This window comes from Bacillaceae bacterium S4-13-56, assembly GCA_040191315.1.
Classification (GTDB): Bacteria; Bacillota; Bacilli; order Bacillales; family JAWJLM01; genus JAWJLM01.
In genome coordinates, this window is record JAWJLM010000020.1 from 1 (window position 1) to 13,919 (window position 13,919).

Below are 13,919 nucleotides of genomic sequence, written 5' to 3' on the forward strand. Positions count from 1 at the left end.
AACTTTTTTGTGTCCAAAATATTGACCTAGATCCAGTGGAGATGTAGGTCAAAATGATGGAATACTTGTACAAGTAAGTGAGAGAATAGCGGTTTACAGTGATGCACTTTACACAAGATGGAGTGATGGTGACTCTTCAACTTCATCATTAGACCCTTCAGGTAATAGATATAATCATGGATATTCATGGGAATTTCAAGATACAATAGGAACAAGATGCGGTGATCAGCCATTAGACTGTTATTGGGCATTTAATACCGATTTTGTAGCAGGAAATATCTACTTTAGTTTCACATATGGTGAGCCATCAAATACAATAGTTTCATTTGAAACAGAATATACTCACACATGGGATGAAACTTATATTAATTCCATTTCAGTAGGTGAAAACTCAGCTGGTTTTGGTTGGGAGAACCAAGGACATCAAATTAAGTCTGAGGACTATGCTAACTTACAATTCTAATATATAAATAAAATGGGGGAATTACAAATTCCCCCATTGATGCAGTAAAACTAATTATTATTTCATAATAACTATAAGAGGGAGGGTTTTATATGTTAATAAAACATTATGTTGTAATATCCTTGTTCATTGTTTTGTTCATTTTTGTTGCTTATAACAGCTTTGTAAATAAACCAGATTATTTATCTCAACTTAAGGATAAATATGGTGAAACTGAATTTAAAGATGAGTCCTTAATAGTTAAAAAAATTTCAGCCAATAGTGAAATCCTTTTTATTGATGACGTTAATAGTAACACATATATATATTTTTTGAACAAAGATGACCTTCAATTATTAGGAAATTTACAGAAACCGGAGATATTATCTTTCATTTATCATGAACGGTACAAAATTCTTTGGGGAGTTTATAATTCAAAAAAAATCGATGAAATTAAAATAGAACGAAAAAGTAAAATTAATTACATTGAGAAAAATAATGGTATTAAACTATTTTTCGTTAAAGATTATTTTGAGAATCCTGTTGATATAAAGGGTTATTCAAATACTGAAGGATTAGTCTATCAATCAGCACCATAAAATAAGTATTTTTAACATATTCCACTTCTTTTGAACTACTACCATGTATTGATAGTTTTTGAGATTTTGGTTATCGCTTTTTTACCCAATTCTAGATTTAATTCCTTCTATACGTAAACTCCAATTCCTTGATGTTTTCATTATCAAGGAGTTTGAAATTAAACTGGAAAGACTTATAATATATGTAAATAATCATATATTAAGAAAGTCGAAGTGGGGCTTGCTTCGACTTTCTGATAGTATATCCGCAGCTAAACGGTTGCTGTGGGACATATCGAAAATAATCCACCGCTAGTCCAGAACTGACAAAGGCGGGTGGATTATTTTTTGCCTAATTTATCAGTCGAAGAATGGATTTAAAACCCTTCTTCTAATAATTTTATCAAGGTTGAAGGAGTTCTTATAATGCCTTATTTATTACAACCAAATTATTTTCTGTATCTTGTAATTCACCCTTGTCGATAATATAAACTCCGTTTAAGCTTTCGCATAATTGTTTATATTCATTTTCAGTATCTATTAACACAACTGTCTTTCCTTTTAGGCAAATTCTGATAATACAAACTGTTTTACTTCAAAATTATTCAAATTACTCATTCTAAACACACCTTTTTAATTAGTATTTGGATTAGATTACTCCCCTTCCCTTTATGTTCTATAATAACCTTGATGGTAGGAGAAGGGAATAACCCCTACTCTGTGATAGCTAGAATCTCTTTCTTTTGTGTCGTTTCCCACGCACGACAAGAAAGAGGAATCTCTACTGCTTAGGTGGCAGAGATTTTTTTTGGCTGTTTGAAATAGTTTTTTGAATCATTTCATCTCTCGTCATTTCACCAGTCATGACCTTTTTGATCATTTCTTCATCCTCTTTATTGAAAGTAAACCCCTCAAGCTCTAGTTCATGTTTAGCGTGTCGAAATGCCTTTTCTTGGGCATCTGTTAGCTTTTTCACAATGCTCTTGTGAACGCTAAAATAAATTGAACACTTTTTGCTCAATAAGATTGAACAGTTATTAATCAATCCTCATACCTTCGGTATAATAGATTCATTGTAGGTTGAGGAGGACATAGGAGTGAACAAGTGGATGCAGTATTTACAAATTCATCAACTAAATCAGAAAGGATTTAAAGTAGCTACTATCGCTAAAAAGTTAGGTATCAGTAGGAATAAGGTATACAATGTGCTGGAACAGTCACCAGAAGAATTTGAAGAGTGGATTCTTACACTTGGGAATAGGGGGAAGAAATTAGATTCCTATCAGGATTTACTTTTAAGCTGGCTTCATGAACATCCAGACTTATCTAGTGCTCAAGTCTATGATTGGCTAAAAGAGAGGTATAACGATTTAAACATTGGTGAGAGTACAGTGAGAAGATACGTAAGGAATTTAAGAGAACAATATTGTATCCCAAAAAGAATTACTATGCGGTCATACCAGGCTGTAGAAGAACTTCCGATGGGTAAACAAGTACAAGTTGATTTTGGAGAAACAAATGTTAAAACAGCGAACGGTACATCACAAAAGCTGTGGTTTATAGGATTTGTATTAGCTCATTCTAGATATAAATATGTTGAATGGAGAGATCGGCCATTTACTACTCGAGATGTTATTCAGTGTCACGAAGCTGCATTTGAATATTTTGGTGGAATGCCGGAAGAGATTGTATACGACCAAGATCATTTAATAGCAGTAAGTGAAAATGCAGGTGATATCGTACTTACAAAAGAGTTTCAGTCCTATCAACAGATGAGAAAATTCGGAATCTATTTATGTAGAAAGAGTGACCCAGAAACAAAAGGAAAAATAGAAAACGTGGTTAAATATGTAAAAGCAAACTTTAGTAAGAATCGTGTTTTCTCGTCCATTGATGTATGGAATGATATGTGTCTTGCCTGGTTAAAAAGGACCGGAAATTTCAAAATTCACCCTACAACAAAAAAGAGACCATTTGAAGTGCACGCCCTGGAAAAGCAACACTTAAAAACAGTCTCTTCTCAATTCTCTTTCGAGAATTCCTATAGCAACAGTATAACAAGAAACATCCAAAAGGACAATGTGGTGAAGTTTCAGTCAAACCGCTACACGGTCCCAACGGGAACGTATCGTCGTAAATATAGTAATCGAGCTTATCTAGAGGTTACAGAAGAACAACGGTTATTGATTCGCCTATCTCCAGATGGAGAAGTTATAGCTAATCATCAAATTCATAATGATAAAGGTGCACTGATCCAAGATCCAGCACATAAAAGAAAGAAATCTACGAAACTAGATACTTGGGAACAAGAGCTCCGGAAAGCCTTTGAAGATAAAGATCAAATTGATTTGTTTTTTACTATTTTAAAAGAGAAATATCCAAGACATAGAGGAGATCAACTATCTATTCTTTCGAATTTAATCCTTAACGAACCTAAATGGATAAATCAGGCCTTACGGGAGGCTATGAAACTTCAGCTAAGAAGCGCAAACGATCTAAGGGATTTATTGTATGCATTAAAACAAACAGAAAAACATGAGAAGCTGAGCAAAGAATTAACTAACCATCAAGAAACTAACTATTCTCACATCACAGCAACTACAAGAGATGTAGGTTCATATATTGCGATCATGAATGGAGGGAAATCAGCATGACCCATCCAATGACGCAATTACAGGACCAATGCCGATCCTTACGGTTAGCAGAAACAGCCAAAGAATTACCTGACTTACTAAGAAAAGCCGAGTCTCATCAGTGGACCTATCATGAGCTAATATATGAAATTCTTTCGTATGAACAAGCATGTCGAGAAGAAAAGCTGATGGCTAAGTTATTAAAATGGGCAAGATTCCCGATTCAGAAAACATTAGACGAATTTAATTTGGCTGAACAGCGTTCTATAAGCCAGAAACAATTCAAGCAACTGAGAGAGCTCCTTTGGTTAGAGCAGCAGTTTAATATTATTCTATTGGGACCACCTGGAGTAGGAAAAACACATATTGCCATAGGGCTTGGAATGGAAGCCATACAAAAGGGTTATCAAGTCATGTTTATAGCAATGGGAGAACTTGTTCATTTATTAAAAACAAAAGAATTCTCAAGGAAATCTCAGACATTGTATAAGAGATTAACAGAATCGGATTTAGTCATTATTGATGACATGATGTATATGGCGATGGATTCGAAAGAAGCCAACCTTTTCTTTCATTTAATTAATGAATTATATGATAAAAGTTCTGTCATTCTCACATCAAATAAGGGACCAGATGAATGGGGTGATCTCCTTGGAGATCAAGGTATTACAACGGCCATTTTAGACCGTCTGCTTCATCGGGTAGAGGTTATAAACTTTGATGATCCTAGCTATCGCATGAAACACCGAACTACTATTTTTGAACAAGAAAGGATAACAAATATATGATTATATTAACGTTAATCGAGGCTACTTCTCTTCTACATTCTTATGGAATTAAATGTGATCAGAAAAGAGTTAAACAATGGATAGACAGTGGGTTAATTAAAGGGAAAGCATTGAAGTCTGATTACAAAATTGAAGATGAAGCAATCTACGACTTTCTCCACAGTTATCAATGGGAAGGCACATCCTATGAAATAGGAATTGATGATAAGACTAAAATTAAAAGGCTTTTAGTAGAGATAGAGGACCTCAAAGCTCAAGTGTCAAAGCTCACTAGAGACAAAGAAAAGCTTGAGGATCAATTAGGTATACTTCCATTTTAATAAGTAGGCATTCCCCCATCCATTGGATGGGGGAAATAAAAAGCAGAAAGTGTTCAAAATTAATGAGCAAAAACTGTTCAAAACTACTTGACGGTTACAGCTCTCCTCCGTTAGAGAATAATAGCATCCACAACCATACCTAGATCTAAATAATAAATGTCGTATTCCTGGTCGAGACTTAACTTAAATTGTTGTGTAGTAGGTTCATAATATAGAATTTTACCTTCAAGAGTCTTCAATTCTCCATTTTTATAGATAGTAAGTTCTATCGTTCGATGATGTTTCATGGCTTCTACTAGTAATAAATTCAGTTCTTCTTCTTTTTGCTCGTCTAATATGGGTTTAGAGATTGCCTCTTCCTCTTTAAAAAATCTGTCGAACTCTTTCTTTATGTTCTGGAATGAAATAAGCCATATTCCACTTCTTAGTTCCTCTATCGTTAAGCAACATTTACACCTCTCTCTTATATTTACCTACAGTATATCTCGAAAGTATGTTCGTGAGCAACAAGATACAAAAACCGTAACATTTTGAATTACGGTTTTTGTATCTTAAATCAGTGATAATTGGAGCGGTTTATAACATTCTAAGGATAACAGAAATTGTAGATTGTTTTTAATAATCTCCTCTGTTGACATATGTTCAGGTGCCTTTACACGATAGCCATTTTCTAAATACACTTTTCGTTGTTTCGTGGATTTTCTTGCATTTAAAAAGGCTGTTGAATCACTAGAAAACCAATTATATTTTACTAGTAATTCGTTTGCTCCACCTAAAAAGTGAAAATTAACATCAGGAAACGTTGAAAACAATCTTTTTAAGATCTTCTCTACCTTATCTTGTCTTTTGGCCAAAAAAGGAACAATCCCCCCCACTCCAATCATCTCATATTCTTCTTTTATCAGTTCCTCCAAACTTTCTAAAGAATCCGTTACTTGCCAAACTGGATAAATTTTACCGTTTGTTAGCTGTTTTAACTTGAGATAATTTTCCTTTGTTTTTAATGGTTCACCAATAACATCTAAAGGGAAAAAGCCAAGTATTCGTTTATTATGCTTATGTTGATTAATGAAAGCAGCATAACCCTCTAGCGTTAATTGTTCCATCTCATCATTTGGCAACAAATTCATTTGTTGATATGGTTGTTTATTGGATTTCTGCTTTCTTTGATACATACTAAATGCTCCACTATCAATGATCGCATACATATCATATTCTTCTAGATATTCTAGCCATTTAGAAGAATGTAATTGAAAGTAATTAAACAAAACAAAGTGACCATTTAGCTGGTGTAAACACTTCAATAATGCCGGATCTCGTTCAAGGCCTGAAGCAAAAAATCGAATGCCTTTTAAACTCAATCGAAACAGACCATTCTTAAGATGGAATACCTTTGAAATTTTTTGGAATATGTTTTGACATATCCCTAGTAATGCTGAGGTAAAAGAAGAATAAGGCTCTAAGTCTTTCCTAATAACAGTACGTTTAAAATACACGTAAGTTAAGGCTTTTCGTAACTTAGAACGAGATATTCTAAATATACCTCCTTTACTATCTGTTTGAATCACCATAATTTGCTTACATTTGATCGCAAAAAACCTGTTAATTCGACTGCTTTTAAATAAAGGTCGTCAAAATGTTTCACAAATGTTTTACTTTTATCTCTTATCCCTCTTTCCGTAACATCCATCTCATCATGGATAGCCCCGGCATGGCCTGATGCATCCATAAGCCACAGCATATGGTGATGTAATTCATGAAATATAGGTGGGATTTGTTGATTGGATAAATATCCGAGAACAAGCAAATATTCCTCTAATTCATTGACCATATGATTTAAAAAAGATGGAGTAAGGTGAATCTTAATATTTCCTTGGAGATGTCTTTCGATAATGGAAAGTTTATATTTGCGAAAAGTGAGGGCGTGGTTTTGGGCTTGATGGGTTAGTTGAATAATGTGCTCACCTTCTGGCTGTCGGGCTTGTTCAAGCAAGGAATCAAATAAGGTTATGTAGCTTTTAGTAATTTTGATGTCCGCTGATTCTGATGGGTAAAGGGAATCCCTAATAAACCTTGCATGATCTCCTAATATTTGAAGCCAAAAACGATGCTCAAATGCTGCTTCCGCATAATAATTAGCCAATCCAATTCCTCCCTATGGTTTCTATTTTCGTTGTATTCACAGTGTTAATGGGATATGAGGGAGAAGTGGCATTACCTTATTTTTCTTTTCATACTAGTGCCTTTTTGATCTTGCTTTTCTTTTATCACACATCCATTATACTAGAGAAAATAGTGTCAAGAGAGGATGTTTTCCATGATACGAGTAAATAAGGAGCAAAAAGAGGCTATGGTCTCTGCCATCCAACAGTATTTTGAAGTGGAGCGAGGTGAGGAGTTAGGTATGATCGGAGCGGAGCAAATCTATATAGATCTTTCTGAAATCATCGGTCCCTATTTTTATAACCAGGGAGTCTGCGATGCTAAGGAAATGGTCGAACAAAAACTAATGAATATGGATGAGGATATTTTGAGTTTGGAGAAGCAGACGAGCTTGGGGTATAGGAGGTAAATGCAAAAACGGTTGTGTGCAGACTTAGAAATGTGCTTCATAAGGCGGATGAAGCCCAAAACGCCCAAGAATAGAGCGAGATATATGCTTCATAAGGCAGATGAAGCCCAAAACGCCTAAGAACAGAGTGAGATATATGCTTCATAAAGCGGATGAAGCCCAAAACGCCCAAAAATAGAAGCAGATATATGCTTCATAAAGCAGATGAAGCCCAAAACGCCTGAGAACAGAGCGATATATATGCTTCATAAAGCGGATGAAGCCCAAAACGCCTAAGAATAGAGCGAGATATATGCTTCATAAGGCAGATGAAGCCCAAAACGCCTGAGAACAGAGCGAGATATATGCTTCATAAAGCGGATGAAGCCCAAAACGCCCAAGAATAGAGCGAGATATATGCTTCATAAGGCAGATGAAGCCCAAAACGCCTGAGAACAGAGCGAGATATATGCTTCATAAAGCGGATGAAGCCCAAAACGCCCAAGAATAGAGCGAGATATATGCTTCATAAGGCAGATGAAGCCCAAAACGCCTGAGAACAGAGCGAGATATATGCTTCATAAAGCGGATGAAGCCCAAAACGCCCAAGAATAGAGCGAGATATATGCTTCATAAAGCGAATGAAGCCCAAAACGCCTAAGAACAGAGTGAGATATATGCTTCATAAAGCGGATGAAGCCCAAAACGCCCAAAAATAGAAGCAGATATATGCTTCATAAAGCAGATGAAGCCCAAAACGCCTGAGAACAGAGCGATATATATGCTTCATAAAGCGGATGAAGCCCAAAACGCCTGAGAACAGAGCGATATATGTGCTTCATAAGGCAGATGAAGCCCAAAACGCCTGAGAACAGAGCGATATATATGCTTCATAAGGCAGATGAAGGATAAATCCTACCAAAGTGGCAGAAGATTTATCCTTCATAGGGGACGAATCACACTTATTCATCCTTCACTCTTAACAATCGTAAGCTATTCAAAGTTACGAGTAAGGTGGCACCCATATCTGCAAATATCGCAATCCATAAGGTCAACCAATTAGGAATAACTAGTAATAAGGCAATGATTTTTACGACGATTGAAAAAGTAATATTTTGTTTGATAGTTTGCAATGCTTTCCGGCTTAATTGGATCATAAATGGTAGTTTTTGTAAATCATCTCCCATTAACGCAATGTCAGCTGTTTCAAGTGCCGTATCTGTACCAGCACCTCCCATTGCGATACCAACCGTTGATGCGGCGAGAGCTGGAGCATCATTAACTCCATCACCTACCATGGCAACACTACCATATTGCTTTCTGTATTTTTTAATAAAAGATAGTTTATCCTGAGGGAGAAGATCAGCCTCTACAGACGTAACCCCTGCCGCTTTCCCAATAGCTTCTCCGGTTAGACGATTATCCCCGGTTAGCATAATTGTTTCCTTAATTCCTAATTCATGGATTCTCTTCAACACTTTTTGACTTTCTTCGCGCAATTCATCTCTTACGGCAAAAAGTCCCAATATATCAGTTTCTGTACCAAATAACATGACCGTTTTCCCTTCTTTTTGCCAGAAGAGGACTTGTTTCTGTATATCTTCTGATAGAAGTTCCTGTTCAAATAAAGCGGGATTACCAATTCTATATGAGGTACCATTAAAAGTTCCTTTAATCCCTTTTCCAGTAAGAGAGGAGAAATTTTCAATGTCTACTTGCTCTTTGACAGACGATAATTCATTGGCTTTTCTTATAAAGGACTTTGCTAAAGGATGCTGCGATTTTTCTTCTAAGGCATGGATAATAGGCCAATACTGCCTTTCATCTGAACTATTATTAGACAAAAATTTATAATCCGTAACAGAAGGAATTCCTTTGGTTAAAGTACCTGTTTTATCAAAGGCAATAGACTGCAGACGTCCAGCTTCTTCTAGATAAATTCCACCTTTGATTAATACCCCGTTTTTCGCTGCGTTTCCAATAGCAGTCACGATCGATACGGGTGTCGAAACAACAAGGGCACAAGGACAGCCAACAACAAGGACAGCCAGACCTTGATAAATCCAAGTACTCCAATCCCCTCCAAATAATGGAGGAACAATGCCTACCAAAAAGGCAATTATAATAATGACTGGTGTATAGTATTTGGCGAAGCGATCCACAAAGGCTTGAGACGGGGCACGTTCTGCTTGTGCTTCTTCTACCAAATGAATAATTTTTGAAAGAGTCGTATCTTCCACCTTTTTAGTCACTTCTATCTCGAGATAACCTTCTTCGTTTAAAGTTCCTGCAAATACTTCATCACCAGCCCCTTTAGTAACAGGAATGGATTCACCAGTTATGGCAGCCTGATTTAGGGAGGATTCTCCTAACTGGATAACTCCATCCATGGGTAGCTTTTGGCCTGGTTTAACAATCATGATGTCACCAACTAAGATATCTTCAACGGAAATTGAGAATTCTCTGCCGTTTCTTTTCACCACAGCCTCTTTGGGGGCAATATCCATCAAATCACGAATCGAGGCTCTAGCCTTATCCATGGAATAAGATTCTAGGGCTTCACTGATGGCGAATAAAACAACTACAACGGCACCCTCGGCCCATTCTCCAATCAGAGCGGCTCCAATTATGGCAATTGTCATAAGAGTGTTCATATCGAATTCAAACCTAAGCAGGTTTTTAAATCCTTTTTTAAATAATCGATATCCCCCTATTAAGATAGCAAGTAAAAAGAACCCGTTGGTTAAGGGATACTCCTCGCCTTGGGAAAAATAAAATCCATAACCTAAAGCAATGAGCAAAAGGGAAAGTATGACAGTTTGGTATCTCTTCCAAAATGGAATTTTTTTTTCTACAGTGGTTTGGTGTTCTCCTTCAGGTCGAAGTTTCAAATTTTCAAAAGAACCAGCTTCTTCAAGGGCCTTAATGGAAGTTTTTCCGTATACAGTGAGCTTTGCTGCACCAAAATTAACAACTGCATCTTCCACACCATCCAGGTGTTGGACGTTCTTTTCGAACTTTTGAGCACAGCTTGCTCAGGTAAAACCTTCCACTCGATAAATCGTTTTAGTTGGTTGGCTCACGGTTTGTCACCTCCTCAAGGTGAGTGATTGCTAATTGGATCAAATCTCGAACATGTTGATCATCTAAAGAGTAGTATACAAGTTTTCCAACCTTACGATATTTAGCTATACCCAATTTTCTTAAATGTCGTAAATGGTGAGAAGCTGTGGCAGTGCTCGCGCCAATAATATTGGCTACATCACATACACATAGTTCATCTTCTATAGACAAGGCATAGGCAATGCTGAGTCGATTTTCATCTGCTAATGCTTTAAATAAACTAGTCACCGATATTGGCTTTTTAGTTTCCAATTCTTTCTTCACTCGATCTACAATATCTTCGTGAATACAAGTAACTTCGCAAACATCCTTTGGAGTGGATGGCATAAAGAAAGCTCCTTTCTATCATTCAAATGTTCATTTGATTATATTATATTCAAATCACTGTTTGAATGTCAATCTTTTGAGGATTAGAAAAAAAAGGCAAACATTTTTTTGTTGACAAAAAGTGTGATTTATGTAAGCGCTTTATAAAAATTTACATTTCTGTGATAAAATCTGACAAACCTTGGTGCGACAACTGTTGATTCAGCGCTTTTTATCTGACTTGCGTAAACTATCAGAAAATTTTAATTTTACCTATTGACCTTGCTTAAAAAACTATGTATTATTATCCGCAATCAAACATTTAAAAAGTTTAGCAAAAACGCATTGGAAATAAGGAAGAAACTGAATTGTTGTTCAGAGTTCGTTTGGATGAAAGGCAGTCAAAGGCCTCCATTTAGTCAATAAGATAAATGAGCAAGGTCCATTCTTTAAATCCAAAACTTCAATGCTTCACAGCGTCAAACTGCTAACTTAATTTTTTATAGAGAGGAGTGGATAAGAGTGAGCAGTCAGTGGATCTTTTTAGGCGGCGAATTTGTAAAAAAGGAAGAGGCTGTCATATCCGTTTATGATCATGGATTTTTATATGGGGATGGGGTGTTCGAAGGTATTCGTGCATACAGCGGTAACATATTCAAACTTGATGATCATCTAAAACGGTTATATCAGTCAGCCCAGTCAATTATGCTTCAGATTCCATACACGAAAAAGGAAATGGAAGAGGTTATTGTTGAAACGATCCGGAAAAACCAGCTGGAAACAGCATATATTCGAGTGGTTGTTTCAAGGGGTATTGGCAATTTGGGGCTGGATCCATCTAGCTGTGCTAGAGCGCAGGTTATTGTTATTGCGGAAGCTCTCGCTCTTTTCCCTAAAGAACTATATGAACGCGGCTTAAAGGTTGGCTCTGTTGCCAGTCGGAGAAATCGTCCCGATGTATTAAGCCCCCAAGTAAAATCCCTAAACTATCTAAATAATATTCTAGTAAAACTCGAAGCTAACCAAGCGGGAGTGGATGAAGCCTTAATGCTCAACGATCAAGGATATGTGACGGAAGGATCGGCTGATAATATTTTCATTGTAAAAAACGGAGCTATCCTCACACCACCTGTCTATCTCGGAGCATTAGAGGGTATAACGAGAAACGCGATCATTGATTTAGCAAAAGAGCATGGCTATGAAATGAAAGAAACTCCATTTACAAGACATGATGTGTATATAGCTGATGAGGTTTTCTTAACAGGAACAGCAGCGGAAGTCATTGCAGTTGTCGAGGTGGATGGAAGAAAAATAGGAGATGGGAAGCCTGGTGACATTACGAATCACCTACTTAAGGAATTCAGAAGAATTGTAACAACGGACGGAGTTCAATGTTATTCAACATCAGAGAGACGTGCTGAAGTAAGTTAAGGAGGTACACGATGCGAAGCGATATGATCAAAAAAGGGATGGATCGAGCCCCCCATCGAAGTCTATTACATGCAACAGGGGTCAAAACGAGTGACCTAGAAAAGCCTTTCATTGGTGTTTGTAATTCCTATATAGATATTATTCCAGGTCACAAGCATTTGAACAAATTCGCGGAGGTCGTAAAAGATGCCATACGTGAAGCAGGAGGAATCCCCTTTGAATTTAATACCATAGGCGTAGATGACGGGATTGCGATGGGGCATATTGGAATGCGCTATTCCCTTCCAAGTAGAGAAATTATTGCAGATAGTGCAGAAACAGTTATAAACGCTCATTGGTTTGACGGAGTTTTTTATATCCCTAACTGTGACAAAATCACACCTGGGATGTTGATGGCAGCGATGAGAACCAATGTTCCCGCGGTTTTCGTTTCAGGAGGACCGATGGAAGGTGGAGTTTCTCCAACAGGAGACCACTTATCTCTCGTTTCCATGTTTGAAGGAGTAGGGGCAGTAAATTCAGGAAAAATGACAGAAGCTGAACTGACACAGTTAGAAACTCTTGCTTGCCCAACTTGTGGATCCTGCTCAGGAATGTTTACCGCAAACTCTATGAATTCTCTCATGGAGATGCTTGGAGTAACGGTCCCTGGAAATGGTACTATTTTAGCTACATCTGATGAGAGACACGAATTAATTTACCAAGCAGCCCATCATTTAATGGATTTAATTAAAAAAGATATTAAACCGAGAGATATTGTAACCAAGGAAACAATTGATGATGCATTTGCTTTAGACATGGCAATGGGAGGTTCAACCAATACCGTACTCCATACTCTTGCTATTGCTCATGAAGCCGGAATTGAATACGACTTAAGTCGTGTAAATGAAATTGCTGAGAAGACTCCTTATCTAGCAAAGATTAGCCCAGCTTCTGATTACACCATGCATGACGTTCATCTAGCTGGAGGAGTCAGTGCCATAATTAATCAATTATGCAGAATCGATGGATTGCTTCAAAAGGATCGGATTACTGTCACAGGCAGATCGCTCTACGAAAATGTGCAGCATGCCAAGATTTTAAATGAAAATGTGATTCGTCCAATAGAAAACCCGTATAGCCAAGTTGGTGGATTATCTATACTACATGGAAATATAGCTCCGGATGGTGGAGTAATTAAGGTAGGAGCCGTAGATCCATCCATTAAGAAGTTCTTGGGAGAAGCGATCGTTTTTGAATCACAGGATGAAGCTCAAAAAGGAATTGATGATGGAACTGTAGAAGCCGGGCATGTAGTGGTCATTCGTTATGAAGGACCAAAAGGTGGCCCAGGAATGCCAGAGATGTTGGCGCCGACAGCTTCCATCTCAGGTAGAGGTCTTGGAAAGGAAGTAGCGCTTATAACAGATGGTCGTTTCTCAGGTGCTACTAGAGGAATATCGGTGGGGCATATCTCACCAGAGGCCGCGGAAGGCGGACCAATTGCATTTGTAGAAAATGGGGATCCGATTTTAATAGACCTAGACACCCGATCCATTGAACTCCTTGTGGACGATGAGGTGTTAGAAAAGCGCAAGCAAAATTGGGTAAAACCAGAAGCAAAGATTAAATCAGGATATTTAGCGAAATATGCTAAACTTGTAACTTCTGCCAATACTGGTGGAGTTATGAAAATATAAAACTAACAATTCGATAATGTAAAATCGTAGACGGGAATAAAGGAATAAGATTCATGTATTCACAGAGA

Annotated in this window: 13 protein-coding genes; 7 read left to right on the top strand and 6 right to left on the bottom strand. The window is 37.2% G+C overall.

From position 1 onward, the window contains the following. The first annotated feature begins 555 nt into the window (after positions 1-555). Entirely contained in the window at positions 556-1,041 is a 486-nt protein-coding gene (locus tag RZN25_07435; protein MEQ6376659.1) for a hypothetical protein, read from the top strand. 760 nt (positions 1,042-1,801) lie between these two features. Here RZN25_07435 and RZN25_07440 read toward each other — a convergent pair. Next, a complete protein-coding gene (locus RZN25_07440) occupies positions 1,802-1,996 on the bottom strand; it encodes a hypothetical protein (GenBank protein MEQ6376660.1) in 195 nt (64 codons plus the stop codon). 121 nt (positions 1,997-2,117) lie between these two features. On the opposite strand from RZN25_07440, the gene istA reads away from it, so the two are divergent. Genes istA through RZN25_07455 form a run of 3 tightly spaced genes read left to right on the top strand, consistent with a single transcriptional unit; the run spans position 2,118 to position 4,761 of the window. Further along, a complete protein-coding gene (istA, locus tag RZN25_07445) occupies positions 2,118-3,674 on the top strand; it encodes an IS21 family transposase (protein MEQ6376661.1) in 1,557 nt (518 codons plus the stop codon). Beyond that, positions 3,671-4,441: an IS21-like element helper ATPase IstB gene (gene istB, locus RZN25_07450; protein ID MEQ6376662.1), complete on the top strand. Its 771-nt coding sequence runs from the start codon at positions 3,671-3,673 to the stop codon at positions 4,439-4,441. The genes istA and istB overlap by 4 nt, the downstream gene beginning before the upstream one ends. After that, positions 4,438-4,761: a hypothetical protein gene (locus tag RZN25_07455; GenBank protein MEQ6376663.1), complete on the top strand. Its 324-nt coding sequence runs from the start codon at positions 4,438-4,440 to the stop codon at positions 4,759-4,761. The genes istB and RZN25_07455 overlap by 4 nt, the downstream gene beginning before the upstream one ends. Before the next feature lie 110 nt (positions 4,762-4,871). Here RZN25_07455 and RZN25_07460 read toward each other — a convergent pair whose 3' ends face one another. The 3 genes from RZN25_07460 to RZN25_07470 all read right to left on the bottom strand — a co-directional run bounded on the left by RZN25_07460 (position 4,872) and on the right by RZN25_07470 (position 6,904). After that, complete coding sequence (locus RZN25_07460; protein MEQ6376664.1) at positions 4,872-5,228, bottom strand: YolD-like family protein; 357 nt, start codon at positions 5,226-5,228, stop codon at positions 4,872-4,874. A gap of 84 nt (positions 5,229-5,312) precedes the next feature. Next, positions 5,313-6,122 carry a hypothetical protein gene (locus tag RZN25_07465; protein MEQ6376665.1) on the bottom strand — a complete coding sequence of 270 codons (810 nt, stop codon included), beginning with the start codon at positions 6,120-6,122 and terminating at the stop codon, positions 5,313-5,315. Positions 6,123-6,325: 203 nt separating this feature from the next. Continuing rightward, the gene (locus tag RZN25_07470; protein ID MEQ6376666.1) at positions 6,326-6,904 is read right to left on the bottom strand and encodes a DUF2935 domain-containing protein; all 579 of its coding nucleotides are present in this window, start codon (positions 6,902-6,904) and stop codon (positions 6,326-6,328) included. A gap of 174 nt (positions 6,905-7,078) precedes the next feature. Here RZN25_07470 and RZN25_07475 point away from each other — a divergent pair, with 174 nt between their 5' ends. Beyond that, a complete protein-coding gene (locus RZN25_07475; protein ID MEQ6376667.1) occupies positions 7,079-7,333 on the top strand; it encodes a DUF2164 domain-containing protein in 255 nt (84 codons plus the stop codon). A 941-nt stretch (positions 7,334-8,274) separates the two neighbouring features. Here RZN25_07475 and RZN25_07480 read toward each other — a convergent pair. Together RZN25_07480 and RZN25_07485 are read right to left on the bottom strand one after the other, a co-directional pair. After that, positions 8,275-10,395, bottom strand: a complete 2,121-nt coding sequence (locus RZN25_07480; protein MEQ6376668.1) for a heavy metal translocating P-type ATPase — start codon at positions 10,393-10,395, stop codon at positions 8,275-8,277. After that, positions 10,379-10,762: a metalloregulator ArsR/SmtB family transcription factor gene (locus tag RZN25_07485; GenBank protein ID MEQ6376669.1), complete on the bottom strand. Its 384-nt coding sequence runs from the start codon at positions 10,760-10,762 to the stop codon at positions 10,379-10,381. The genes RZN25_07480 and RZN25_07485 overlap by 17 nt, the downstream gene beginning before the upstream one ends. A gap of 501 nt (positions 10,763-11,263) precedes the next feature. Between RZN25_07485 and ilvE the strand changes: the two genes are divergently transcribed. Next, the gene (ilvE, locus tag RZN25_07490; protein MEQ6376670.1) at positions 11,264-12,172 is read left to right on the top strand and encodes a branched-chain-amino-acid transaminase; all 909 of its coding nucleotides are present in this window, start codon (positions 11,264-11,266) and stop codon (positions 12,170-12,172) included. Positions 12,173-12,183: 11 nt separating this feature from the next. Next, entirely contained in the window at positions 12,184-13,851 is a 1,668-nt protein-coding gene (gene ilvD / locus RZN25_07495; protein ID MEQ6376671.1) for a dihydroxy-acid dehydratase, read from the top strand. The last annotated feature ends 68 nt before the right edge of the window (positions 13,852-13,919 follow it).